Annotated in this window: 23 protein-coding genes; 10 read left to right on the forward strand and 13 right to left on the reverse strand. The window is 66.3% G+C overall.

Features of this window, described 5'->3' with window-relative positions:
• Positions 1 to 73: 73 nt before the first annotated feature.
• From QRO91_RS00050 to yidA, 3 genes are all read right to left on the reverse strand, one after another.
• Positions 74 to 460, reverse strand: coding sequence for a hypothetical protein (locus tag QRO91_RS00050; RefSeq protein WP_049431970.1), 387 nt, complete (start codon positions 458 to 460; stop codon positions 74 to 76).
• A 100-nt stretch (positions 461 to 560) separates the two neighbouring features.
• On the reverse strand, positions 561 to 2,879 hold the full coding sequence (locus tag QRO91_RS00055; RefSeq protein WP_197650200.1) for a TonB-dependent receptor: 2,319 nt from the start codon (positions 2,877 to 2,879) through the stop codon (positions 561 to 563).
• 343 nt (positions 2,880 to 3,222) lie between these two features.
• Positions 3,223 to 4,056: a sugar-phosphatase gene (gene yidA / locus QRO91_RS00060; protein WP_197650199.1), complete on the reverse strand. Its 834-nt coding sequence runs from the start codon at positions 4,054 to 4,056 to the stop codon at positions 3,223 to 3,225.
• Positions 4,057 to 4,205: 149 nt separating this feature from the next.
• On the opposite strand from yidA, the gene QRO91_RS00065 reads away from it, so the two are divergent.
• On the forward strand, positions 4,206 to 4,868 hold the full coding sequence (locus QRO91_RS00065) for an exopolysaccharide biosynthesis protein (RefSeq protein ID WP_049431964.1): 663 nt from the start codon (positions 4,206 to 4,208) through the stop codon (positions 4,866 to 4,868).
• A gap of 90 nt (positions 4,869 to 4,958) precedes the next feature.
• Here the strand turns inward: QRO91_RS00065 and QRO91_RS00070 are convergent, their stop codons facing one another.
• Positions 4,959 to 6,269, reverse strand: coding sequence for a sorbosone dehydrogenase family protein (locus tag QRO91_RS00070; protein WP_197650198.1), 1,311 nt, complete (start codon positions 6,267 to 6,269; stop codon positions 4,959 to 4,961).
• Positions 6,262 to 6,702: a DUF2231 domain-containing protein gene (locus QRO91_RS00075; RefSeq protein WP_049431961.1), complete on the reverse strand. Its 441-nt coding sequence runs from the start codon at positions 6,700 to 6,702 to the stop codon at positions 6,262 to 6,264. The genes QRO91_RS00070 and QRO91_RS00075 overlap by 8 nt, the downstream gene beginning before the upstream one ends.
• 338 nt (positions 6,703 to 7,040) lie before the next feature.
• Between QRO91_RS00075 and QRO91_RS00080 the strand changes: the two genes are divergently transcribed.
• Both QRO91_RS00080 and QRO91_RS00085 read left to right on the forward strand, forming a co-directional pair.
• Positions 7,041 to 8,807 (forward strand): S8 family serine peptidase, encoded by a 1,767-nt coding sequence (locus QRO91_RS00080; RefSeq protein ID WP_197619483.1) that lies wholly within the window; start codon positions 7,041 to 7,043, stop codon positions 8,805 to 8,807.
• The gene (locus QRO91_RS00085) at positions 8,807 to 9,400 is read left to right on the forward strand and encodes a S8 family serine peptidase (protein WP_049431953.1); all 594 of its coding nucleotides are present in this window, start codon (positions 8,807 to 8,809) and stop codon (positions 9,398 to 9,400) included. The genes QRO91_RS00080 and QRO91_RS00085 overlap by 1 nt, the downstream gene beginning before the upstream one ends.
• Before the next feature lie 212 nt (positions 9,401 to 9,612).
• Here the strand turns inward: QRO91_RS00085 and QRO91_RS00090 are convergent, their stop codons facing one another.
• The 5 genes from QRO91_RS00090 to cyoA form a co-directional block, all read right to left on the reverse strand.
• Entirely contained in the window at positions 9,613 to 10,311 is a 699-nt protein-coding gene (locus QRO91_RS00090) for an SCO family protein (RefSeq protein ID WP_285310173.1), read from the reverse strand.
• A 117-nt stretch (positions 10,312 to 10,428) separates the two neighbouring features.
• Positions 10,429 to 10,761 carry a cytochrome o ubiquinol oxidase subunit IV gene (gene cyoD / locus QRO91_RS00095; RefSeq protein WP_005411473.1) on the reverse strand — a complete coding sequence of 111 codons (333 nt, stop codon included), beginning with the start codon at positions 10,759 to 10,761 and terminating at the stop codon, positions 10,429 to 10,431.
• 1 nt (position 10,762) lies between these two features.
• Entirely contained in the window at positions 10,763 to 11,398 is a 636-nt protein-coding gene (gene cyoC, locus QRO91_RS00100) for a cytochrome o ubiquinol oxidase subunit III (protein ID WP_197619477.1), read from the reverse strand.
• Entirely contained in the window at positions 11,395 to 13,371 is a 1,977-nt protein-coding gene (gene cyoB / locus QRO91_RS00105) for a cytochrome o ubiquinol oxidase subunit I (RefSeq protein WP_197619475.1), read from the reverse strand. The genes cyoC and cyoB overlap by 4 nt, the downstream gene beginning before the upstream one ends.
• Positions 13,372 to 13,376: 5 nt before the next feature.
• Positions 13,377 to 14,282 carry a ubiquinol oxidase subunit II gene (gene cyoA / locus QRO91_RS00110; protein WP_010482114.1) on the reverse strand — a complete coding sequence of 302 codons (906 nt, stop codon included), beginning with the start codon at positions 14,280 to 14,282 and terminating at the stop codon, positions 13,377 to 13,379.
• A 183-nt stretch (positions 14,283 to 14,465) separates the two neighbouring features.
• Here cyoA and QRO91_RS00115 point away from each other — a divergent pair, with 183 nt between their 5' ends.
• Genes QRO91_RS00115 through QRO91_RS00130 form a run of 4 tightly spaced genes read left to right on the forward strand, consistent with a single transcriptional unit; the run spans position 14,466 to position 18,338 of the window.
• Positions 14,466 to 15,881, forward strand: a complete 1,416-nt coding sequence (locus QRO91_RS00115) for a PLP-dependent aminotransferase family protein (RefSeq protein WP_197650197.1) — start codon at positions 14,466 to 14,468, stop codon at positions 15,879 to 15,881.
• Between the two features lie 55 nt (positions 15,882 to 15,936).
• The gene (locus QRO91_RS00120; protein WP_238378652.1) at positions 15,937 to 16,215 is read left to right on the forward strand and encodes a hypothetical protein; all 279 of its coding nucleotides are present in this window, start codon (positions 15,937 to 15,939) and stop codon (positions 16,213 to 16,215) included.
• Positions 16,215 to 16,814, forward strand: a complete 600-nt coding sequence (locus QRO91_RS00125) for a DUF6436 domain-containing protein (protein WP_032127099.1) — start codon at positions 16,215 to 16,217, stop codon at positions 16,812 to 16,814. Before QRO91_RS00120 ends, QRO91_RS00125 begins: the two co-directional genes overlap by 1 nt.
• Positions 16,815 to 16,823: 9 nt before the next feature.
• Entirely contained in the window at positions 16,824 to 18,338 is a 1,515-nt protein-coding gene (locus QRO91_RS00130; protein ID WP_285310174.1) for a PLP-dependent aminotransferase family protein, read from the forward strand.
• An 83-nt stretch (positions 18,339 to 18,421) separates the two neighbouring features.
• Here the strand turns inward: QRO91_RS00130 and QRO91_RS00135 are convergent, their stop codons facing one another.
• The 3 genes from QRO91_RS00135 to QRO91_RS00145 form a co-directional block, all read right to left on the reverse strand.
• A complete protein-coding gene (locus tag QRO91_RS00135) occupies positions 18,422 to 19,723 on the reverse strand; it encodes an aminotransferase class V-fold PLP-dependent enzyme (protein ID WP_197650195.1) in 1,302 nt (433 codons plus the stop codon).
• Positions 19,723 to 22,125, reverse strand: coding sequence for a TonB-dependent siderophore receptor (locus tag QRO91_RS00140; protein ID WP_080355083.1), 2,403 nt, complete (start codon positions 22,123 to 22,125; stop codon positions 19,723 to 19,725). The genes QRO91_RS00135 and QRO91_RS00140 overlap by 1 nt, the downstream gene beginning before the upstream one ends.
• A 256-nt stretch (positions 22,126 to 22,381) precedes the next feature.
• On the reverse strand, positions 22,382 to 22,987 hold the full coding sequence (locus QRO91_RS00145; RefSeq protein WP_285310175.1) for a hypothetical protein: 606 nt from the start codon (positions 22,985 to 22,987) through the stop codon (positions 22,382 to 22,384).
• Here QRO91_RS00145 and QRO91_RS00150 point away from each other — a divergent pair.
• From QRO91_RS00150 to QRO91_RS00160, 3 genes are read left to right on the forward strand one after another with little or no spacing between them, the layout of a single operon-like run.
• Positions 22,956 to 23,783 carry an AraC family transcriptional regulator gene (locus tag QRO91_RS00150; protein WP_049431936.1) on the forward strand — a complete coding sequence of 276 codons (828 nt, stop codon included), beginning with the start codon at positions 22,956 to 22,958 and terminating at the stop codon, positions 23,781 to 23,783. The genes QRO91_RS00145 and QRO91_RS00150 overlap by 32 nt on opposite strands.
• Before the next feature lie 13 nt (positions 23,784 to 23,796).
• Positions 23,797 to 24,876, forward strand: coding sequence for an alpha/beta fold hydrolase (locus QRO91_RS00155; RefSeq protein ID WP_049431934.1), 1,080 nt, complete (start codon positions 23,797 to 23,799; stop codon positions 24,874 to 24,876).
• 54 nt (positions 24,877 to 24,930) lie between these two features.
• Positions 24,931 to 25,602, forward strand: a complete 672-nt coding sequence (locus tag QRO91_RS00160) for a VOC family protein (protein WP_049431932.1) — start codon at positions 24,931 to 24,933, stop codon at positions 25,600 to 25,602.
• The last annotated feature ends 1 nt before the right edge of the window (position 25,603 follow it).

Here is a 25,603-nt window from a genome sequence, read left to right on the forward strand (position 1 = left end):
CATGGCAGCGGATGGTGCGAGGGCGCCAGGGCGGTTCATGGCAATCCGGCGTCGCCAGGAGCATCCCTGCAAATCAAGCCGCAGTACCCATCCGCCCACGCCTCGCCAGCAGCGCCACCCGACGGCTGACCAGCGCGTGCAGCTCCGCCAGCTCCGACGCCCGGTCAGCCGTCATGTTCCCGCCAAACACCACCCTCGACAACGCCGCCTCGTCGCTGTCGTCCGGGTGCTGCCAACGGTCGCGATACACCTTCTGGCACACAAGCCAGGCCTTCCGCAGCCCACCGCCGGGCAGCGGGCGGACTACGCGTTCGTAGACGTGCCAGAACTGGTACTCGGCACGCAGGTCGATTTCAGGCGCTACGGACAGCGCCTGCCGGGGCCGTCCTGGGCCCCGGATGCCGAACAGCGGGGTTCGCGGGTTGTGCTGTGCCATGCCAACAGGATGACCCATCAACATTGTGGGAACCTTGCGTCGCCGCCAGAAAATCCCTGTTGATTGCGCAAGGGGGGGGTCTTGGCGGGTTTGGGTCAACTATCCACGCATGGCGTGGATCTACCTAGAAGGTTAGCGACGTGCTGAACATCAGCTGCCGGGGCGCACTCCGCTGCAGGGTCTGGTAATCCCCCGAGAACGACGAGCCGGCGATGGTGGCGGTGCCGATGTTGTGGCGGTTGAACAGGTTGCTCACGTCCAGCCGCAGCTCCAGCCCGGGTACTGCACTGTCCGCACGGAAACGATACGCCGCATAGGTATTGACCTGCCAGAACGTGGGCACGCGGATGTCGTTCTCGTAGGTGAAGGGCTGGCGCAGGTAGGAGGTGCTGGTGGCACCAAAGCGCCAGTCGCCGAAGTGGGCGGACAGGTCGCTGACCAGCGAGATCTGTGGGTAGCCCGGCTGGGCATTGCCCTTGATCGGGTACACCGTATCGCCCACCACGAAATCGCTGTCGTAGTACGAACGAGCCACGGCCACGCCCTGGTAGAACTGCAGGTGGTCGGTCAAGTCGGCGGTGATGCCGAGGTCGGCACCGATCACGTGCATCTTCGGCATCAGCCGCACGGTATTGATCTGCGTGAACTGGGTGCCGATGGCGGCCGACAGCAGGCGGTTGCGGATGTCGTTGTAGAACACATCACCGGTGATCGTCAGCCGGTCGAAGCGGTGTGATGCGCCCACGGTGAGGTTCCAGTTCTTCTCCGGGCGCAGCGTACCGGCCACGCGGTCGAACTCCTCCTGGTCGGTGATGGTCCATGCCGAGGCGGTGTAACCGATGTTGCCGCGCTGGGCCACGCGGTAGCCGTTCATGGTGTTGGCCAGGTCGATGAACGCATCGGTGGATTCAGTCGGGCTCCAGAACAGCGAGACATGTGGCAGGAAGTTGCTCTTCGCGCGCAGCGTGCCGCTCACCGGACGGTCCTTGGCATCACCGAGGCCGCCACCGCTGGTGCGGAAGTCCACGGCCTTGAAGCCGACACCCAGCTTCAGCGTGTCGTTCAGCACGATGTCGTCCTGCAGGTAGAACTGGCGCGAGCGGGTCACCCAGCTCGATGCGTTGTCGGTCTTGAACGCGGGGCCGTACACGTCGAACGGGCCGGTGGCCTTCAGCGGCGGGCCCTCGCCCAGCAGTGGCTGCTGGTACCACTCGGTCTTGGCCGCGGCCTTGCTCTTCTCCTGCCAGAAACCGGCAGTGAAGGTGTGCGCGCCGGTCTCGAACTGCAGGTTGACCATGCCGCCCAGGCGGTTGAGGCGCGGCGTCTGGACCTGTTCGGAGAACGGTGCGCCGTTGGGCGACGGTACGGTCGGGTCAGTCAGCGTGGCCTGGGTGTGGCTGTTGGCGTTGTACAGCTGCACGTTGCCACGCAGTGCCGGGGTGATCTGGAAGCGGTGGTTGATCGAGGACACGCGGTCGCGGGTGATCTGGCCGGTGTCGTACGGAATCAGTTCGGACAGCTCACCGCAGGTGTAGGCGCCGCAGGACTTGTCTGCGTTCTCCGGCGAGGCCACGTACCAGGCCCACGCGTAATCCGGGTAGAAGATGTCGGCCTTCCAGCCGAGCTTGCGGATCATGTCGAAGGAGATGTTGTTGTAGCCCCAGACCTTGGCCTTGCTGTCGGACAGGAACACGGTGACATCTCCCCAGGCGACGTCCTGCTGCAGCTTCAGGTCGCCGCGCAGGAAGTTCTGCGTGCCTTCGCCCTGGTACTTGTCGGCGGACACGCGCTGCAGGTCGACCAGCACTTTCGGGCCGTGCTCACCGAGCTGGCCGCTCTGCCCGGACACGGTGGTGACCAGCGTGCTGTTGCTGCCCACGCCCTGCTTCACGCGCAGGCTGGGCGTGTCCTGCAGCTCGCGCAGGCGGTATTCCAGGCTGCCGCCGTTGACGCTGCTGGAGAACACGCTGACCGGTGCGCCACCGGGACTGACCGTGATCGCGCCGATGCCATCGGGCACGCCCACGTTCACCACGCTGGTGCCCGTGAGCGAGAGGAAGCCGTTGTCGTTCAGCGGCACGCCCTCGAAGGTGATGCCCATTTCATTCATGCGGAAGCCACGCACGAACAGGCTGGTGGCCGAGATGTCCAGGCCCAGGCCGTCGGTGGCGGTGTAGCTGGCGCCGGGCACCTGCTTGAGCATGGCCAGGCCATTGTTGCCGCTGACCATCGCGTCGAGGTCTTCGGCCTTGATGATGTAGCGGTTCGGGCCAACCACCTGGGTCGGTGCAACGGCGGCGCCGCGCGGTGTGGCGATCACCTGCAGGGCATTCAAGGTGGTGGGCGTGTCGTGCGCGGTCTCGGCCGAGTCGGCGGCATACGCAGGGGCGGCAATGGCCGTGATGATCGCCAGGGCGAGGCGCGTCGTGGGCGGGGTGTTCATGAGCAGATCCAAGGTGCAGGGAGAGTGCGGCGCAGGCGCACGCCCAGCGCGTTGCAGCGCCGGTGTCGGCGCCTGGCTGGCGGTGCGATTGCGTTGAGGGTGTGACGGCGCTGTCCGCGCCGGTCAGTGGCAGAGGAAAACGATCCTCTGCCTCAGAATTCGATGGCGTGATTTCGACGTGCGAAAGTCTTGCATCGCACTGCCGCATCCGCCATTGCACCGTGGTACAGCGCCGATAGCGGTGGGGATGGGTGGGCTATACGCAGGTATAGACCCTGGTCGGCGCTTGACGTTTACGTGTGCCAACCAAGGTTGGCACCTACCAGAGCATGGGGACCCGCGGTTACTGCAGAACGAAGCGCTCAATCGCGCGCGCCACGCCTTCATCAGCATTGCTGCTGGTCTCGAACCGCGCCACCGCCTTCACCGCGTCGATGGCATTGCCCATTGCCACGCTGGTACCGGCGTACTGCAGCATGGTCAGGTCGTTCTCCTGGTCACCGATGGCCATCACGTTGGCGCGGTCGATGCCCAGGTGCTCGGCCAGCTTCTGCAGGCTCGGTCCCTTGCCTGCACGGTGGTCGAACACTTCCAGGAAGAACGGTGCGCTCTTCAGCACCGCGAAGCGCTCGGTCAGTTCGCCGGGCAGGCGCGCGATGGCGGCGTCCAGCACCTCGGGCTCGTCGATCATCATCAGCTTGATGAAGGACATCGACGGGTCCATGTCGGCCACGCGGCGGTACGACAGCGGCATCCGCGAAAGATGCGAGTCGGCCACGGTGTAGTAGCTGATGTCCTGGTGGGGTGTGTAGATGCGCTGGCTGTCCAGCGCCTGGAAGTGCACGCCCAGTTCGCGCGCCACCTGCTCGCAGAACAGGAAGTCGGCGAAGCTGAGCGGGTACTCGACCACGGTTTCACGGGTGCCGATGCGCTGCACCAGGCCGCCGTTGCAGGCGATGCAGTAGTCATCGTCGCCATCGATGCCGAGTTCGTGCAGGAATGGCGCCAGGCCCGGCACCGGGCGGCCGCTGGTCAGCACGATGTGCACGCCCAGCGCGCGTGCCTGCGCAATCGCCTGCGTGGCCCGGGCGGTGAGCCGATGGGCTGGGTCCAGCAGGGTGCCATCCATGTCGATGGCGACCAGTTCGATGGTCGATTGCCTGCGGCCCATATCCATTGCGTTCAACTCGTGCGGGGCACGCCAGTTTACCCCCTCATGCCCGGTTCACCTCTTTGCCCACGCTGGCCGGGATACTGCAGGAGCCTGTGCGTCCCCCACCGCAGGACGGCCCACTGACCGCCCTTCCCTGGAGAACCTTGCGACGCATGACCTACCGTGCCCCCGAAACCAACGACAGCGCGCCCCTGGCCCAGCAGATCGAGCAGATGATCGACGAGCTGCCCGGCGAACAGGTCAGCGTCGGTACCCTGCTCAGCGCGCTGGGCGATGAAGGCCTGCTGCTGATCGTGATCCTGCTCTCGGCCATCTTCATCATTCCCGTATCGATTCCCGGGCTGAGCACCGTGTTCGGCGCCTCGATCCTGCTGATCGGCCTGAGCCGGGTACGCAACCGCCCGCTGTGGGTGCCGCAGAAACTGGCGCGCCGCGAGATCGCCACCGACAAGCTGAAGGCCAACCTTGGCCGTGCACTGAAGTGGGTGCACCGCATGGAGCGGCTGTCGCGGCCGATGCGCCTGGCGGTGATGGTGCGTTCGAAGAAGATGATGCGCCTGAACAATCTGGCGCTGGTCGTGGCCACCCTGCTGCTGATGGCGCCGGCCGGCCCGATTCCCTTCAGCAACACGCTGCCCGCACTGGCACTGATGTCCTTCGCCATCGGCTTCATCCAGCGCGATGGCGCAGCGGTGGCGGCCGGTTACGCCTTCGTGGTGGCCACGATGGTGTATTTCGGCGTGCTGCTGGGTGGCGTCGGGTTTGCCGCCGAGTCGGTGTTCAGCGGGTTCCGCAGCGGTACTGCGGAACTGTAGAGCCGAGCCCATGCTCGGCTTACGCGCGCACCGCGCGGGTTTCCGTGCACCGAACGAAGAGCAGCCGAGCATGGGCTCGGCTCTACAGAACTACTTGGCCGACACCCGCCACACCACGTCACCCACGTCGTCGGCCACCAGCAGCGCGCCTTCGGCGTCCATCGCCATGCCCACCGGCGCGCCCATCAGGGTCTTCTCGTCCTTCGAGGCGAAGCCGCTGACCACGGTCTGCGGCCGTCCGGTCGGCTTGCCGTCCTTGAACGCTACGTAGACCACTTCATAGCCGCTCAGCGGCGAACGATCCCAGCTGCCGTGCTCGCCGATGAAGGCACCGCCGTGGTACTGCGCCGGCAGCGCCTGGCCGGTGTAGAAAAGCAGGCCCAGCGGTGCCACGTGCGAGCCGATGGCATAGTCCGGCACGATTGCCTTGGCCACCAGGTCCGGCCGCTGCGGCTGCACGCGTTCGTCCACGTGCTGCCCGTAGTAGCTGTAGGGCCAGCCGTAGAAGCCATCTTCCTTCACCGAGGTGAGGTAGTCCGGCACCAGGTCTGCACCGATCTCATCGCGTTCGTTCGCAACTGCCCACAGCTTGCCGGTGCTCGGCTCCCAGTCCAGCCCGGTCGGGTTGCGGATGCCCGACGCAAAGATGCGACTGCCACGGGTGGCCACGTCCACTTCCAGCACCACCGCACGGCGGTATTCGACGGCCAGGCCGTTCTCGGTGATGTTGCTGTTGGAGCCCACACCCACATACAGCTTGCGGCCATCGCGGCTGGCCAGCAGTTCCTTGGTCCAGTGGTGGTTGATGGTGCTGGGCAGATCGGTGAACTCGCGGCCCTTGTCGGACATGCGGGTTTCACCGGGTACGTAGTGGTACTGCATGATGTTGCCGGTGTTGGCCACGTACAGCGTGTCGCCGATCAGCTGGATGCCGAACGGCGAGTGCAGGCCCTCGATGTAGACGTGCTGGGTCCAGGTGTTCGTTCCCGGCGAGCGGCGCAGCAGGGTGACCCGGTTGCCGCCCTTGCCGGCCTTGCCCGAGCGCGCTTTGACCTTGCCGGCAATCCACTGCTTGGGCGTGGTGACCGGTTCTTCGCCGGGGCCGTTGCCTTCCACCACCAGTACATCGCCATTGGGCAGGGTCAGCAGCCGCCTCGGATGCTGCAGGTTGGCGGCGATGCGTTCGATCTTCAGGCCCTCTGCCACCGTGGGGGTCTGTCCATCAGCCCAGCCGACGCCCTTGGGCACCTGCATCGGCGGCATCAGGAAGTTCTTCGGCGCCGGCAGCGGCGGCTTTGCGCCGGACTGGTCGGCGGGATGGTATTCAGCCTTGCCGGCGCAGGCCGACAGGGTGACGGCCAGTGCCAGCGCGGCGACGGTGGGCAGGATGTGCTTAGCCATGACGACCTCCCTGCAGCACCGGCGGCTGCAACGACAGCAGGATCAGGCCCAGGGCGATCAGGGCCACGGTCAACGCCGACAGGATCGTGCCCGGCACCGCCACGGCATAGGCATCGCGGCTGTGCACGAAGGCGTTCCAGATGGCCAGCACCACCGCGACCAGGTTGAGGAAGAAGTCGATGCGGTCGATGCGGGTGGCGGTACCGCTGCGGCGCCAGACCGCGAACAGGTTGATCAGGCGCGGAATGATGGCGATCAGCAGGCCGAAGGTGATCAGCCAGGCGGCCGCCTTGCCCCACATCACCTCGGCGCTGTTGAGATAGATCGCGTCGAAGATCAGCGCGCCGACGAAGAAGCCGAAGGGTATCGGGTTCAACAGGCTGAACAGCGTGGTGCCGAGGCCGCGATGGGCCTGGGCGAGCGGATTGACCATCATCGTGCTCCGACGCGGAAGGGGTGCTCTGGGTTTAGTAGCACAGCGGGATGTGAAGCAGCGCGATGACACCACTTCTGTAGAGCCGAGTCATGCTCGGCTGATCGGACAGGCACATGTACAAAGCAGCCGAGCATGGCTCGGCTCTACAGAGCTCTATAGAAATGTGCAGTTGTCATTACCCCGCGGAATGAGTGTTTGTGACGCAATTGGCACATCTGCAGATTGGGTGTGTGAAGAGGTAGGGGGTTCTTCGTTGTGTCGCGTTTGGCTCGTTGCGATGGGGCAGTTCCGCCCCGCCGTCCTGCCATGCCGATTCACAACAGAAGGATTCGTGTATGAAGCGACACACGCAACGCAACGCGCCACCGCGCTCCGCGCGCCTGGCCCTCGCCACTGCCCTGGTACTGGGCAGCCTGGCCGCCACCGCCCACGCCCAGCAGGCCGATCCGCTGGCCGGACGGCAGTGGCATCTGCTCAACACCGGGCAGGCCGTACTGGGCGATACCCTGCCGGTGGCCGGCAACGATCTCAACGTGGATGGCCTGTTCCGCAATGGCATCCGTGGCCAGGGCGTCACCATCGCCATCGTCGATGACGGCCTGCAGATCGCCCACCCGGACCTGGCCGCCAACGTCGCGGCAGTCGCGGGCAAGAACTTCGCCAACCAGAGCAACAATCCTTCACCGTCCAATCCGGACCGCGACAATCACGGCACCATGGTCGGCGGCATCGCCGGTGCGGTGGGCGCCAACAACCTGGGCGTGCGCGGCGTTGCCTCGGCGGCCACACTCAAGGGCTTCAATTTCCTGGCATCCAATGCCCAGGGCAATTCGAACTCCAACATCGAGTACTCGTGGTGGGACGGCGCCGAAGTGGCCGACGTGGGGGTCTTCAACAACAGCTGGGGCTCCAGCCCGGGCAACCCCAACCTGCCGCTGGCCTACAGCCAGAACGACATCACCGCCTATGAGCAGGCCATGTCCGGCACCCGTGGCGGGCGCGGTGGCATCTACGTGAAAGCCGCCGGCAACAACCACAACAACGGCGCACGCTCGGATGGCACCGACATCTGCTCGGCAGACACCAAGAACCGCAACACCGGTTGCATTCCAGCCGGCCGCGATCCACGCAACAACCTGTTCAACGTGATCACCGTTGCCGCCGTGCGCGCCGATGGCGTGCGCTCGTCCTACTCGTCCACCGGCTCGGCGCTGTGGGTGTCCGGCTTCGGCGGCGAGAATGGCTGGCAGCGGCAGGTCGTGCCGGGGCAGCTGGCGATCCGCTACGATCCGGCCATTCTCACCACCGACGTCACCGGCTGCGCACAGGGCAGCAACAAGAACACGAGCCTGCGCAATACACTGGACGGCGATCAGTCCGCCATCGACAGCACCTGCAACTACACCGGCAAGATGAACGGTACCTCGGCGGCCACGCCGATGGTGTCGGGCGTGGCGGCACTGCTGCTGGAGACAAATCCGAACCTGTCCTACCGCGATGTGAAGTACATCCTGGCCACCACCGCCACCCGCAATGACCCGAACCGGGCGGCGGTCACGCACTCCGATGGCCGCGTGCTGGTGCCGGGTTGGACGGTGAATGCCGCCGGCCGCGCCTACAGCAACTGGTACGGCTTCGGCGTGGTCAACGCCGCCCGTGCAGTTGAGGTCGCCGAGAACTTCCAGTCGCTGGGTGCACTGGTGGACAGCGGCTGGCGCAACACGACACGCACCGTGGCTATCGGCAACACCTCGGCCGCCGCTGCACGCCTGACCTTCCAGCTGGCCAATGGCGCGCGCAACATCGAAAGCGTGCAGCTGGGCTTCCGGGTCAACCACAGCAACACCCGCCAGCTGCAGTTCGTGCTGGTCTCGCCCAGTGGCACGCGCAGCGTGGTGCAGCCGGCATTCACCGCGATCGGCTCTGGCCTCAATGGTGTCCAGCGCAACTTCACCAACTGGGACCTGCTGTCCAGCAATGCCTTCCTGGATGAGAACGCCACGGGCACCTGGACGCTGGAAGTCACCGACCTGGGGCAGGCCGCGAACGCTGCATCGCGTGGCAACCTCGAATTCTTCAAGATCCGCGTTCTGGGGCACTGATGATGAAGACGACCATTCTGTTGAGCACCCTCGCCCTCGCGGCGATGACCACCACCACCTGGGCACAGAGCTCGGGCCAGACACCTGCGGCGAAGACCTTGTCGACCGTAGACACGCAGCAGTTGAAGGCGGAGGCCACCGGCCGTTCGTTCAATGTGGGCGGCGCGCGCTTCCAGCTGGCGCCGTCGGCAACCGTGCAGCAGGCCAGCGGCGGCCAGTTCCGGATCACCACCGGGGCTGATGCCAGCGCGGCGGCCGTCGGCACCCGCAGCAAGCGGTCCACCGATGCGTCTACCGGTGTGGCCGCACGTGCGGATGCCGGTGCCAGCAAGTTTGCGGCCGCTGTCTCCAACGATGGTGCGCCAGTGGTGGCGACCTCGCGGGTCAAGGTGTTCTTCACCGATGCGGCCTCGGCCCAGCGTGCGGCCGCCGCCACCGGCGGCACCGTGGTGAAGGTGTCCAAGGCCTCGGGCCGCGCGATTGTGGAGTACCCGTCGGTGAACGCGGCGCTGGATGCGACCACCAAGCTGCTGTCGACCGCCGGCATCAAGGCGGCCGAGCCGGACGTGGTGCAGTGGGAAGAAACCAAGTAAGGCGTTGAGTGGTGCCCCCGGCCGGTTGGCTCTCCTGGCCGGCCGGGGGATTGGTGTGGGAGTGTGCCGACCAACGGTCGGCACTCACCGAGCGGCGAGCATGTAGAGCCGAGCCTATGCTCGGCTGCTGTTTGCAGGGTGCACGGTGAGCCCGGAGCCGAGCATCGGCTCGGCTCTACACCTGTGCCAACCAAGGTTGGCACACACCAGCGTCAGCGGGCGGCGAGCGTGTCGCTGTGCTTGAGGCTGCAGCTGGCCAGCGCGTCATTGCCCGCCGCCGGATGTGCCGGCTCCAGCAGCAGGCGCTGCACGTCGGAGAACAGCTTGTCCACCGGCATGCCGTAGGGCGCGAACAGGCGCAGGCGGCCCTGGCGGTCGAACACGTAGCCACCGGCGATGTGGCTCATCGTGTACGTGTCCGGCACCTGGCCGGGCTCTTTTTCGTAGAACGCCTTGAAGTCACTGGCCATCGTGGCCAGCTGCGCTTCGTTGCCAACCAGGGCGATCGCCTTGGGGTCGAAGGCTTCCACATAGGTGCGCGCAACCTCCGGCGTATCACGCGCCGGGTCGACGCTGACGAACACCACCTGCAGCTGGTCGGCATCCTTGCCCATCAGGTGCTTCACCTGGCTCAGTTCGACCATCGTGGTCGGGCACACATCCGGGCAGCTGGTGAAGCCGAAGAACAGGTAGGTCACCTGCCCCTGCAGGTGCTTCGGACCGCGCATGGTGCCGTGGCTGTCGGGCATCGACCAGTGCTGGCCGAGCTCTTCGCAGGCGATGTCCTTGGAATAGAAGTCCATGCGCGACTGCGCACTGCAGCCGGCCAGCAGGCCGGCAGCCAGGCCGGCCAGCAGCGGCAGGCGGAAACGGGGAGAGAGCAACGAACGGGCAACAATGGCAAGACGCATCACGGGTACCACCAACGCAGGCGCGGGCGGGGTCTCGGTCAGGCCTGCCCTTGTGGGGAAAAGAAGGCTGAGGTGCCGGGGTGATCGTGCGGTCCGTGCCGATCACCCCGGCCACGGTCAGTTGATCATCATGTGGTAGTGCATGCTCCAGATGATCCACACAGACAGCGCGACGATGATGAACAGGATCACCAGGGTGAACACGAAGCTGGCCAGGTTCCAGCCACCTTCGGACTTGCGGTCCATGTGCAGGAAATAGACCAGCTGCACCAGGATCTGCGCCACCGCGAAGCCGACCAGCAGGAACAGCGTGAGCGGCCGCGACAGCACCGGGTTCATCACCAGCGCGAACGGCACCACGGTCAGCAGCGCGCACAGCACGAAGCCGATCAGGTAGGACTTGGTGGAGCCGTGCGCATTGCCGGCGCGCGAGGTTTCGACGTGGGCCATGTCAGAAGGCTCCGATCAGGTAGACGAAGGTGAAGACGCAGATCCACACCAGGTCCAGGAAGTGCCAGAACAGGCTCAGGCATGACACGCGGGTGATGTTGGTCGGGGTCAGGCCACGGCGGTAGACCTGGTGCATCACCACGGCCATCCAGATCAGGCCACTGGCTACGTGCAGGCCGTGGGTGGCAACCAGGGCAAAGAACGCCGACAGGTAGGCACTGGTGCTCGGGCCGGCACCTTCGTGGATCAGGTGCGAGAACTCGTAGATCTCCATGCCGATGAACGAGGCACCGAGCACGAAGGTCACGCCCAGCCAGCGCAGCACCGCCGATGCATCGTGACGATGCATCGCCAGCACGGCCTGGCCGTAGGTGATGCTGGACACCAGCAGCAGGAAGGTCTCGGCCATCACGAACGGCAGCGAGAACAGGTCCTTGCCGGTGGGGCCGCCGGCGTAGGCGGTGCTGAGCACCGCATACGAGGCGAACAGCGAACCGAACAGCACCAGGTCGGACATGAGGTAGACCCACATGCCGAACACCTTCATGCCGCCCTGCTCGTGGCTGTGGTCGTGCTCGTGGTGGTCCTCGTGCGCCTGCGTGTCGCTGGCCAGCTCGGGGCGGGTCAACAGGTTCATGCGCGTACCTCCTTCAGCTTGGCCAGGTTGGCCGCTTCAGTGCGCGCCACCTCTTCGGAACTGACGTAGTAGTCCACGTCCTCGTCGTAGGACCGCACGATCAGGGTCACGATCATCGCAATGAAGCTGGCCGCGGCCATCCACCAGATGTGCCAGACCAGGGCGAAGCACAGCACCAGGATCCAGATGTTGAGGATCAGCGGCACGCCGGTGTTCTTCGGCATGTGGATCGGCGCGTACTTCTTCGGCGGCGGTGGCAGGCCACGCTTTTTCGCTTCGTGGAAGGCGTCCAGCTCATCAGCCTTGGGCACCACGGCGAAGTTGTAGAACGGCGGCGGCGACGGCGTGGCCCATTCCAGCGTGCGTGCGTTCCACGGGTCGCCGGTCAGGTCCAGGTTGCGCTTGCGGTCGCGCACGCTCACGTAGATCTGCACCAGCATCAGGATGATGCCCGCGAACACGAACAGCGCACCGATGAAGGCGGCGATCAGGTACGGCGTCCACGCCGGGTTGTCGTACTGGTTCATGCGGCGGGTCATGCCCATGAAGCCCAGCATGTACAGCGGCATGAAGGCCAGGTAGAAGCCGATCACCCAGCACGCGAACGACCACTTGCCCAGGCGCTCGTTGAGGGTGAATCCGAACACCTTCGGGAACCAGTAGGCGAAGCCGGCCAGGTAGCCGAACAGCGCGCCGCCGATGATGGTGTTATGGAAGTGCGCGACCAGGAACAGGCTGTTGTGCAGCAGGAAGTCCGCGCCCGGGATGGCCAGCAGCACGCCGGTCATGCCACCGATGGTGAAGGTGACCAGGAAGGCAATGGTCCACAGCATCGGCACGCTGAACTCGACGCGGCCGCCGTACATGGTGAACAGCCAGGTGAAGATCTTCACGCCTGTGGGAATGGCGATGATCATCGTCATGATGCCGAAGAAGGCATTGACGCTGGCACCGGAGCCCATGGTGAAGAAGTGGTGCAGCCAGACGATGAACGACAGGATGCCGATCGCCAGCGTGGCGCCGACCATCGACTTGTAGCCGAACAGCTTCTTGCGCGCGAACGTGGCGGTTACTTCGGAGAAGATGCCGAACGCCGGCAGCACCAGGATGTACACCTCCGGATGGCCCCAGGCCCACACCAGGTTCACGTACATCATCGGGTTGCCACCCAACGTGTTGGTGTAGAAGTTGAAGTCCAGGTAGCGGTCCAGGGTGAGCGCACCCAGCGCCACGGTCAGGATCGGGAAGGCGGCGATGATGATCACGCTGGTGACCAGCACGGTCCAGGTGAACACCGGCATCTTCATCAGGGTCATGCCCGGCGCACGCATGCGCAGGATGGTGATGAACAGGTTGACGCCGGTCAGCAAGGTGCCGATGCCGGAGGCCTGCAACGCCCAGATGTAGTAATCGACACCCACGCCTGGACTGAACTCGATGCCCGACAGCGGCGGATAAGCCACCCAGCCGGTCATGGCGAATTCGCCAACGCCCAGCGAGATCATCATCAGCGCGGCACCGACCACGAAGATCCAGAAGCTGAAGGCGTTGAGGAACGGGAACGCCATGTCGCGCGCGCCGATCTGCAGCGGCACGATGATGTTCATCAGGCCGACCACGAACGGGGTGGCCACGAAGAAGATCATGATCACGCCGTGCGCGGTGAAGATCTGGTCGTAGTGCTCGGGCGGCAGGAATCCGTCGCTGCCTGGGCCGGCCGCGGCCAGCTGCGCGCGCATCATCAGTGCATCGGCGAAGCCGCGCACCAGCATGACCAGCGCCACCACCACGTACATGATGCCGATCTTCTTGTGGTCCACGGTGGTGAACCAGTCACGCCACAGCGGGCCCCACAGCTTGAAGTACGTCACCGCGCCAAGCAGCGCGAGGCCACCCAGCACCATGGCCGCCAATGTGACCGCGACGATCGGCTCGTGCAGCGGCACGGCCTCCCACGTCAATTTACCCAACATGTTCGTTACTCCTGGGAAACCTGGGCACCGCCGGCAGCGCCCGCCGGGGTGGCGGCAGCGGTGTTTTCACCAACGCCGATGAACTGGTCGATGACCTTCTTGAACAGCAGTGGTTCAACACTGGAGAAGTGCTGCACCGGTGCGTTCTTCGACGGCGCGGCCAGCGCCTTGAACTGCGTGAAGCTGAGCGCGTCCGGCGCGCTGCGCACCTCGGCCACCCAGCGCTCGAAGTCTTCGTTGCTGCTGGCGGTGGCGATGAACTTCATGTTCGAGAAGCCATGCCCGCTGTAGTTGCCGGACATGCCACGGAACTGGCCGGGCTCGTTGGCGATCAGGTGCAGCTGCGTGCGCATGCCGGCCATCGCGTAGATCTGCCCACCCAGCTGCGGGATGAAGAAGGTATTCATCGTCGAGTTGGAGGTGATGTTGAATGCCAGCGGGCGGTTGGCCGGGAAGTTGAGCTGGTTGACCGTGGCGATGCCCAGGTCCGGATAGACGAACACCCACTTCCAGTCGGTGGCGATCACGTCCACGTGCAGCGGTTCGCCAGCCACGTCCAGCGGCTTGTACGGGTCGAGCTCGTGGGTGGACTTCCACACGATCACCGCCAGTACCGCGATGATGATCAGCGGCACGCCCCAGACCACGATTTCCACCTTGGTGGAGTGCGACCAGTCCGGCGTGTATTTCGCTTTGGTGTTGCCGGCGCGGTAGCGCCACGCGAACACGAAGGTCAGCACGATGGCCGGTATCACCACGATCAGCATCAGGCCGATGCAGATCAGGATCAGGTCGCGCTGGGCGAGCCCGACCATGCCCTTCGAATCCAGCAGCACCCAGTCACAGCCCGACAGGCCGACGCAGGCCAGGGCGACCAGCGCCAGGCGGATGCGGTTCCAGCAGATATTCATTGGAGGTCAACCCTGTTGAAGAAGCGCGCTTGACCGGCTCGCCTGCGCGCAGCGCCCGGGCGTGGAGCGGCTACACTGTGGGTACGAGGTCGCCTACAAGCAGGCGAACCACTCCAATCAAGCCCATACAAGATACAGCATTGTATGGACTTGTGCATCTGCACGTATGGAAAAATCTGACCGATGACGCCACCTGCCGCCGGCCGCCGCCTGAAACACCCCAATCGCACCTGGGTCCGCCCCTTCCGCGAGGGCGCCGGCCCGCTGTACCTGCAGATTGCCCAGCAGGTGCGCGAGGCAGTGGATGACGGCGTGCTGCGCCCGGGCGACCGCCTGCCGCCGCAGCGCGACCTGGCCCAGCAGGTGGGCGTGGACCTGACCACGGTCACCCGCGCCTTTGCCGAACTGCGCCAGGCCGGGCTGCTGGATGCACAGGGGGCCGGCGGCACCTTCATCGCGCTGTCGGCCGGCAACCGCAGCACCTCGGTCGACCTGAGCATGAACATCCCGCCGCTGCTGGGCAGCGCGCCGTTCGCGCAGGGCATGGAGGCCGGTTTCCAGCACGTGGGCCAGCAGCTGGGCCAGGGCGAACTGATGAGCTACCACGTCGGCGCAGGTACCCGCGAGGACCGCGCCGCCGCCGTACAGTGGCTGGCACCGATGCTGGGTACGGTCGGCGCCGACCAGGTAGTGATCTGCCCAGGTGCGCAGACCGCGCTGTGCGCATTGATCCTGGCCCGCACCCAGCCAGGCGAGCTGATCGCCGCCGAGCAGCTGACCTACCCGGGCCTGCTGGCCGCCGCGCGCGTGCTGCAGCGGGGCGTGGTGCCGGTGGCGATGGACGCCGAAGGCATGCTGCCCGAAGCTCTGGAAGAAGCCTGCCAGCTGCGCCGCCCGCGCCTGCTGTATCTGGTGCCGACCATCCAGAACCCCACCACGGCAACGATGTCGGCGCAGCGCCGGCAGGCCCTGCTGGATGTCGCCAAGCGCCACGATCTGACCGTGATCGAAGACGATCCCTACTGGTTGCTGGCCGGGGACGCCGCGCCGCCGCTGGCCGCGCATCGCGACGCCGGCTGCCCGGTCTACTACATCTCCACCCTGTCCAAGTGCCTGGCCCCGGGCCTGCGCACCGCCTACCTGGTGGTGCCGGCCGGCGAACCGATGGAACCGGTGCTGGACGCGCTGCGCGCGATCGCCCTGATGCCGACCCAGTCAATGGTGGCGGTGGCTTCGCAGTGGATCCGCAGTGGCCAGGCCCAGGACATGGTGCAGCGCTTCCAGCAGGAGCTGCGCGAGCGCCAGGCCATTGCCGCCCGGTATCTGCCCGCCCGTGCCCAGGCCCATCCGGCCGGCCTGCATGTGTGGCTGCCGTTGCCGCCACGGCTGGACCAGTACCGGCTGATCCAGGCCGCCCAGGAACAAGGGCTGGGCATCGCCAGCTCCGACGCCTTCAGCGTGGAGGAGCCGCCACCGGGCAACGCGATCCGCCTGTCGCTGGGCGGCGCGGTTGACCAGGGCGCGCTGGCCGGAGCGCTGGCGAAGCTGAATGAGATCCTGTCTGAAGCGCCCGAGGCCCGGCATAACGCCATCGTCTGAACCGGGTAGATGGCACTCCATCCATACAAGATGATATTTTGTATGCAATGTATGGATGAAGGAACGTGCATCGATGCGCGCCGAGAAACTGAAGTTCCACCTGGTGATGGCGGGGTGCGGTGGCTTTGTGGTGCTGATGCTGGCCGCACTGGCCTGGGTCTGCCTGCAGCCGCAGACCGTGGATGTGCAGGCCGCCGAACGCCACGCCATCGAGCAATGCGTGCAGCGCAGCGAGGATCCGTCACGTAGCGAGATCCAGCGCCGCGCGCAGGCAGATTCCTGCCGCGAGATGCGCAAGCAATATGTGCACAAGTTCGGCCGGGAAGACTCCTGATGGGCGCAGCCGCGCCGCGCCGCCGCTGGCTGCTGCCGACGATGATCGCCCTCGCCTGCCTGTTCATGGCAGGCGTGGCGGCTGCACTGTGGCAGTACTTCGGCTACAGCGCGCAATCCACGTTCACCGAACAGGCCATCGTCTTCGACGACTCGCAACTGCGCCTGCCAGCCGATCTGGCCGGTGATACCGGCCGCATCCGCGTGGTGCATTTCTGGGACCCGGCATGTGCGGTCTGCAACCGGGAGACCGGTGCACACCTGAGCTACCTGATCAGCATGTACCGCCGCGCCGGCATCGACTTCTACGCGATCCGCCGCCCTGGCACGCAGGGCGAACTGCCCGAGCCGCTGCGCAACAAGGTGATCAACCTGCCGACCATCGATGGCATCGAGCACATCCCGGCCAGCCCTGCGGTGGCGATCTGGGACCGGCAGGGCCATCTGGCCTACGCCGGGCCGTACAGCATCGGCATGGTCTGCAACTCGGCCAACAGCTTCGTCGAACCGCTGCTGGACAGACTGGTGCGCGGTGAAACCGTGCGCCCCAAAGGACTGCTTGCCGTGGGCTGCTACTGCCCGTGGCAGGCCAAGCGCTGAGGACGCGCAATGACATCACTGGCTCTGGGTGGCGCGACCGCCGCAAACAACAACGGCGGTCACCTGTCCGAACCGACCGATGGTTATGGACAGGCTCCCGCCGTTGGAAGCAACGATACGCCCCGACATGCTCCGTACATGCCGCGACCGGATGTCGCAGCGCGCGAGTGGGTGCAGGACGTGCTCGCGCACAGCGGGCCGATCTACCTGCGCATCGTCAACTCACTGGAACGCACGGTGCGTCGCGGTGGCCTCGCCCCCGGCCAGCGCCTGCCCTCGCAGCGTGCGTTGGCGCAGCAACTGGGCATTGACCTGACCACGGTCACCCGCGCCTTCGATGAAGCACGCAAGCGTGGCCTGATCGAAGCGCGCGGACCGCAGGGCAGCTTCATCGCACCGCCCAAGGCCGGCTTCGACCAGGTGGTGGACCTGAGCATGAACGTGCCGCCGGTGCCTGATGCCGACGCGCTGGCGGAGACGCTGCGCCGTGGTGCCGCCGCCGTGCTTGCGCGCAGCAACGCACCGAACCTGATGACCTATCACCTGGGTGGCGGCAACCCCACTGATCGCCATGCCGCGGCGCGCTGGCTGCAACCGATGCTCGGCACCGTGGATGACAACTGCCTGCTGCTGACCGAGGGCGCGCAGGTGGCGCTGGCCGCGATCCTGGTCAGCCAGGGCCGCGATGGCGATACGATACTGTGCGATGCGCTGGTCTATCCGGGGCTGCTGCAGGCCGCAGCGGCGCTGGGGCGTCGGCTGCTGCCGGTGGACGGCGACGAGCACGGCATGTGCCCTGAAGCGCTGGCGCGGCGGGCACGCGACAGCGGCGCGCGGCTGGTCTATCTCAACCCCACCTGCCAGAACCCGACCGCCCTGACACTGCCCTTGCAGCGGCGTGAGGCGCTGGTGCAGGTGCTGGAGCGCGAAGGCCTGCTGGCGATCGAGGATGATCCGTACTGGCACCTTGCCGAGGACGCGCCAACACCGCTGGCGACACTGGCGCCGCACCATGTGTTCTACGTGGCAACGCTGTCGAAGGTGATCAGCCCCGGCCTGCGCACCGCGTTCGTGCACTGCCCCAGTGCCGCACACGCCGAAGCGATGACAGCCGCGCTGCGGGCAACACGGTTGATGGGCCATCCGCTGGTGTCGGCGCTGGCCAGCCAGCTGCTGCTGGATGGCTCGGCGCAATCGTTGCTTGCGCAGGTGCGCAGCGAAGCACGCGAGCGCGTGCGCATGGCGCGCTATCTGCTGGCACCGTCGCTGCTGCAGCGTGCCGAGGGCCTGCATGCCTGGTGCCGGATACCGGCGCCGTGGACCGATGCCACCCTGGTGCGTACCGCGCAGCTGCAGGGGCTGGCGATCGCACCGTCATCGGCGTTCTGCCCGCCCGGGGTACAGCATCAGAACGGCGTGCGGCTGTCGCTGGGGCTGGCAGCGGACCGCCGGCAGCTGGAAGGCGCGTTGCGGCGGATTGACCGGCTGCTGTTGTCGGATGCGTTGCCGGCGATTGATCGGTAGGCGAAGAGCATCCACGCATGGCGTGGATCTACGGGACCCGCTTCGGTAGATGCCAACCTTGGTTGGCACCTACCAGCGCAGGGTCAGGCCAAGGCAGAGAGGGCCCGCGCCAGCGCATCCATCTGCTCCGGCCGGGTGAACACCGACGGCGTCACCCGTACACAGGCACCCGATTCCAGGCCATCGCGATACGTGGTGAGAATCCGATGTTCATCCAACAGGCGCTTCTGCAGTGCCTGGTTCTGTTCCACCGAGGTGTGGCCGCGCAGACGGAAACTGGCCAATGCACTGGCCAGCGCCGGGTCCGGCGAAGACAGCACTTCGATATGCGCCATCTGCCGCGCAGGTACCGTCCAGCGCTCGCGCAGGTAGCGCAGGCGCGCCTGCTTGTTGGCCACGCCGATGCGCTGGTGCAATGCGATCGCTTCCGGCAGCGCCAGGTATGCCGCGAAGTTGACCGTGCCGGTGTGCACGCGGCTGCCGACACGGCCATCGTCGGTCTCGCCCATGTAGGGATCCAGGTCCGCCACGCGCCCCTTGCGCACGTACAGCGCGCCGACACCGACCGGTGCGCCGATCCACTTGTGCAGGTTGATGCCGACGAAATCAGACTTCAGCTGCGGTACCGCATAGTCGATCTGGCCGAACCCGTGCGCGGCATCGACGATCACATCGATACCACGCACACGTGCACGCTCGGCAATCTCCGCCACCGGCAGCACCAGCCCGTGGCGATGGCTGACCTGGGTCAACAGCACCAGCTTCAGCTGCGGCAATCGCGCGAATGCAGTCTCGTAGGCCTGCACGATCTGTGCGTGGTCGGGCACCGATGGCAGCGCGATGCGCTCGACCTGCACGCCACGACGCTGCTGCAGCCAGCGCATCGCGCCGATCATGCTGTCGTAGTCGATGTCGGCATACAGCACCTGGTCGCCGGGCTGCAGGCGGTTGTAGCCGCCAATCAACGCCAGCATCGCCTCGGTGGCCCCCCTCGTCAGTGCGATCTCATCCGCACCCACACCCAGCAGCTCGGCCACCTGCCGCTGTACCGCCATGTACTGCGCCGGAAACGTGCGGCGCCCATACCAGGCATTGCCACGGTTCACCTCGGCGGTATGGCGCTGATAGCTGGCCAGCGTCTCACGCCCCATCGCGCCCCAGTAGCCGTTCTCCAGATGGTTCACTTCGTCGGTGATGTCGAAGTGGCTGGCCACGGCGGCCCAATGGTTTTCATCGCGGGCCAGTACTTCCGGCGCCACGGTCGTCGCGGGAATCTCCATCGGCGAAGCGTAACGCGCAGTGGCGCTGGCCGGCAGTGAAGGCAGCACCGCTGCGGCCGGCAGCAATGCACCGGCGCGCAGCAGGGAACGACGACGAGCGTCCATCAGAAGGTCAACCGGTATTGCGCGTACAGGTTGGCACCGTCGGTGTCGTACGGCGCGTTGCGCGAGTAGACCAGGCCACGGCTGGCCTGGAACGTGGCCTCATCCGGGTAGCGATCGAACACATTGTCGGCACCCACGCGCAGGCTGTGGTGCTCGTTGATGCGATACCCCACGGCCAGGTCGAGGAAGCTCATCGCACCGAAGCGCTGGTAGATGTCGCCCACCGCGTTGCCGCTGGAGTCGGTCCAGGCACCGTAGTAGCGCATGCGCGCCATCAGCGACCAGGCACCGATGTCCCAGCTGCCGGTCAGACTGCCCTTGTGCTCGGGCAGGCGGTCCTCGAACAGCACGCGCTGGGTTTCGTTGGTGGCCACCGAGGTGCTGCCGTTGTCCACGCGGGTGCGGTTGTAGTTGTAGGCCAGGGTCAGCGTCATGCGGCCGGCGCCGAGATCGCGCAGGTAGTTGCCGACCACGTCCACGCCGGTGGTGGTGGTATCGAAGTCGTTGGTGAAGTAGTTCACCGAGGTGTAGCCCAGTGGATTGGGCGTACCGGCCGGAATGGCGAAGCTGGCCGACTGGCTGAAGCGATCGGTGAGCTTGATCTGGTAGACGTCCACCGAGCCGGACAGGCCGAGGTCGGTGCGCCAGGTCAGGCCCAGCGAGGCGGTGCGCGATTCTTCAGGCTTCAACGGCTTGGCCCCAAGCAGCTGCGCCAGCGGATCGTTCGGCGACAGGCGGCCACTGGTGAAGATCTGCAGCGTGCGCGTGTCCAGGCCCTGGCTGGTGCTGGTGGTGTTGAGCTGCGCCGGCGTCGGTGCGCGGAAGCCGGTCGACACGGTGCCGCGCAGGGCCACGTCCGGGGTGATCGCAAAGCGCGCCGACAGCTTGCCATCCAGCGTGCTGCCGAAGCTGGAGAAGTCTTCGTAACGGCTGGCCGCGCCAATGCTCCAGCGCTCGCCCAGCGGCACTTCCATGTCCACGTAGGCGGCCTTGCTGCGCTGGGTCCACTGCCCGGCCTGACTGGCCGAGAAGCCCGGCGCGCCATTGGAATTGGCCTCCAGGCCCGCGGCCGCGCCCGGGCCCACCGCGTACGAGGCCGGATCACCGGCGCGGACCTGGTAGGTTTCCTGGCGGAACTCGCCACCAAAGGCGACGTTGATCGGCTTGGACAGCGCGGCCACGTCCCACTCGTAGTTGAAGTCGGCGTTGGCGTTCTTCTCGGTCTGGGTCAGGCGGCCGAGGTCGAACGCGGTCGGGCTGGCGGGACCCAGCGAGGCGTTGATCGAATTCTTCAAGCTGTAGTCGATGGCGTTGCGGCCATACGAGGCGCTGACATCCCAGCGCAGCTTGGGCGTGATCTCGCCGCGCAGGCCGCCGACCAGCTGCAGATCGTTCTGGACATTGCCGTACTGCGGGCTGAAGCCCACCGGATACAGCGAGCGCAGGTTCCAGCCGGGGAAAATGGTGGTGGTTCGGTAGGCACCGGTGGTGGTATCCGGGTTTCGCCAGTTGAAATCGCTGACGCCGTCGCTGTGGCTGTACAGGCCGAACGCATACAGCTCCAGTGTGTCGCTGGCGTTGGCCTTCACGTTGAAGCCGACGCGGCGGCTTTCCAGTTCCGGCTGGCCCCAGCGCTGCACCGGGTTGGGTACCACCAGCTCGGGATGTGCGGCCTGGAACGCGATGGCATCCGGGCGCTGGCGGGTGCGCGAGGTGGCATCGGAATTGGAGGATTCAGCGAACAGCACCAGGCTGCCATAGTCGCCCAGCGACCAGCCGGTGCGCGCACTGAAGTCGCGCGAGGCACCATCGCCCTGCGCATACTGCGAGTAACCGGCGGTGATCTCGGTGCCGGGGCCGTCTTCGAGAATGATGTTGATGACGCCGGCGATGGCATCCGAGCCGTACTGCGCCGAGGCACCATCACGCAGCACCTCGATGCGCTTGATCGCGCTGGTCGGAATCTGCGCCAGGTCGGCGGCCTGCGCGCCACGGTTGCCGAGCAGCGCACTGCGGTGGAAGCGGCGGCCGTTGACCAGCACCAGGGTCTGGTCCGGCGACAGCCCGCGCAGGGTGGCCGGGCGCACGAACACCTGGCCATCGGCCATCGGCAGGCGCTGCACCACGAACGACGGCACCAGCTGCGCCAGCACGTCCTTCAGGTCGGTGGATTCAACGGACGTGATGTCTTCCTTGGTGAACACATCCACCGGCGCCAGCGTTTCGAACTGGGTGCGGTTGGAGGCCCGGGTGCCGGTGACCAGCATCGCATCGAGCTGGGTGGGCACGGCGCGGCTGCCACTGCTGGCATCGACCGCATCGGCCTCCGCTGCGATCGCGCCTCCTGCGCTGGCCATGGAAAGGGCAAGGAGGATGGAACGCGAAAGCTTCGAACGATGCACGGCAGGGCTCCGGGAGGACGCGACAGGGCCAGCACCTGTTCGGAAACAACAGGGCTGGACAAGCCGCGCAGTCTCGGCGCGATCTGTGAAGGAGCCATGACGTCAGTGCGACAGCTTGATGCGGGGTCGCGCATCAATGCGAAAGGCATCCACGCATGGCGTGGATCTACTGGCAGGTCCCGCATGTGCCGACCCAGGCCGGAGTAGTAGATCCACGCCATGCGTGGATGAGCATTGGCGCCTCGCGGCGTGGGGGCTAGTCCGTGGTCTTGCCGCCGAAGCCAAGACGAGCCGGCCGTGCCGTCCGCAGTGGAAAGAACAGCATGCCAATGGACACCATCTGGAACGGTGTGAACAGGAACCAGATGTTGTCGGTGCCGACCGCCAGGAGGTTGAAGTCCAGATCGCCGATCCACTCCAACCGCAGCAACACCGTAACCACTCCTCCGACGGTCGGAACCGGCAGAACGCCGTGACCGGCCAGCATCAACGTCGGTGTCAGCAGCCCGGCCAGGAGCGCGAAGCCGGCGCGGTATACCCAGGCATTGCCCTTCCAGTACGGCGCGCAGCGCCACATCAGCAGTAGCAATGCGAGGGTCAACAGCCAGGGCAACAGCCACTGTGTAACCACCAAGTCCATCATCGGATCGGTTCCACCGGCCTGGCATCCCACGTCGTTGATCGCATCTCCCTGCCCCCCCAATACGTCCATGAAGCACGCATTGTTGCCGGTACGCGGGCAGACGCGAAGCCCCGGCAGCGCAAGAACTGCTAAACGCCGCGCCTGCCGATCCGCTACTGTGCCTGGCATCGGATTCGGGAACGGCAGGATGAGCGCGGCAGGCAAGGCGTTGTGGTACATCGAAACCCATGCGGACCAGCCATTGGCGCTGGCCGATATCGCCGCCGCAGCGGGGCTGTCGCCGTTCCATCTGTCACGCCTGTTCCAGGCCCGCACTGGCACCTCGGTGGTGCGCTATCTGCGGGGACGGCGCCTGACCGCTGCTGCGCAGCGGCTGGCCAACGGCGCCGGTGACATCCTGCAGGTCGCGCTGGGGGCCGGTTATTCCACCCATGCCGCGTTCACCCGTGCCTTCAGCGAGCAGTTCGGGCAGACACCCGAGCGGGTACGCGAACAGGGCACCGATGGCCTGGCGCTGGTACAGGCGATCCGCGTGGACGATGCGCCGGCGCCCTGCGGTGAAGCGCCACGACTGCTCGACACGCCCGCATTCCAGGTAGTGGGCATCGGCATGCGGCATACCCGCGATAGTGGCGGCGCGATACCCGGGCAGTGGGCGCAGCTCAATCGGGAATGGCCGACGCCGGCGCCGATCAGCTTCGGCGTGTGCTGCAACAGTGATGACGATGGCGGCTTCGATTACATTGCCGCACTGCCCGCCAACGCGCTGCCGACCGTGCCGGCGCACTGGCAACGGATGGACGTGCCGGCGCGCCGCTATCTTGTGGCCTGGCACGGCGGGCACATCTCGGCCATCCGCTCGACCTGGTTCTGGCTGCTGGACCATTACCTGCCAGGATCCGGCCTGAGCCTGGCCGAGGCACCGGACCTGGAACGCTACGACAGCCGCTTTGATGAGCACACCGGCAACGGCGGCGTGGAGATCTGGCTGCCAGTCGACGAGCACCCCAACTGACAAGGAATTGAAGATGCGCATGATGGCCGCTGTGCTGGGAATGATCCTCATGGTCTCCACTGCCATCGCCGAGGGCAGCGAGACGCAGGCGGCCGGCGAGCGCCACGGCGCCACCACCGTGGCCAGCGCAGCTGTACGCGATGCGCAGCACCACGATGGGCTGCGCTACACGGTCTGGTACCCAGCGGTGGCCGGCAGCCGGGAAACCGCCCTGACCATCGGCCCGCCCGACGCGCCGCTGTTCGAGGTCGGACGCGCAGCGATGGATGCTCGCGTCGCGGGGGCTCGCCTGCCGACGCTGCTGCTGTCGCACGGTAACGGCGGCAGCGCACGCATGATGGGCTGGTTGGGCACGGCGCTGGCGCGGGACGGCTATCTGGTGATCGCGGTGGATCATCCCGGCAACAACGGTGCCGACGAGATGACGCTGGCCGGCAGCATGCTGAGCTGGCTGCGCGCGGATGACCTGCGCGCTGCGCTGGCCGCCGTGCAGGCCGATCCGATCCTGGGCCCGCATGTCGATCCTGAACGGCTGGGCGTGGTCGGCTTCTCGGCCGGTGGCTACACCGCGCTGCTGGCCGCCGGTGCACGGCCCAGCCTGCAGCGACTGCTGGCCTTTTGCACCGCACACCCGGATGACGGCGTCTGCCAACCGCAACAGGAGGCGGCCACGCACACGATGCAGGCACGCCGGGCCGCTGCGGCTTCACCCGCGCTTGCCCCCTGGATCGCCGAGGCCGACGCACAGCGCACGATTCCCGGCGTGCGTGCCGTGTTCCTGCTGGCACCCGCCATCGTGCAGGCGTTCGCGCCCGCGCAGCTGTCCGCGTTGCGGCAGCCGGTGTCGATCATATTGGGGACCGCAGACGCTGTCGCGCCACCGGAGACCAATGGTGAGGCCGCACAGGCACAGATTCCGCGCGCAACGCTGCAACGCCTGCCGGACGTGGGTCACTACGACTTCCTGGCGGCCTGTACCGCTGTCGGCGGGCAGAGGCTGCCCGGGCTGTGCAACACGTTGGTCCCCAGGGCGAAAACCCACCAGGAAGCGGTGGATGAAGCGGTGCGGTTCTTCGCAGACGCGTTGCGCTAGTGGCCGCCAGGCACGGCCCGGAGCTACAGTGGTCGCGTCCACGGAGGAACGTTCATGCGCCTTTTGCACCTCACCCTGCCGGTCTCCGACGTCGGTGCCGTGGCCAGCTACTTCCACGATGTGCTGCAGCAGCGCGTGGTCGGCAATCATGTGCACATCGGCTGGAGCACGATCGAACTGCAGCCGGCGGGTGATCATCCGGTCGGGGGCGTGCACCTGGCCTTCAACGTACCGGACAACCGCTTCAGCGAGGCGATGACCTGGTTGCGTGAGCGGACGCCGCTGCAACGTAATCCGGCGGGACTGGACTACTTCGCGCTGGAGAGCAGCTGGCAGTCCCAGTCCGTGTACTTCACTGGCCCTGATGGCCTGATCCTGGAACTGATCGGCCGCCGCCGTTTGCCGGCCAGTCTGCATCAGGGCGCCTTCCACGGCAGCGAACTGACCTGCCTGAGCGAGGTCGGCCTGCCCAGTCACGATGTCGATGCCGTGCGCGAACAGTCCAGCCTGCGGTTCGGCCTGCAACCGATCAGCCCGCCTTCGGCGCAGTTCGCGCCGATGGGCGACGACGAAGGCCTGCTGATCGTGGTGGCGGCCGATCGCCGCTGGTTCCCGGAGCAGAAGGACCTCCCCAATGCGCAGGGACTGCAGGTGCGGGTCGGCGAGGTAGCCGGCCCGGGTGTCGTGGAGGACGCTGCACTCGGCTGGCGCGTACAGGCAGCCTGAA

This window comes from Stenotrophomonas maltophilia group sp. Smal32, assembly GCF_030237085.1.
GTDB lineage: Bacteria > Pseudomonadota > Gammaproteobacteria > Xanthomonadales > Xanthomonadaceae > Stenotrophomonas > Stenotrophomonas maltophilia_Q.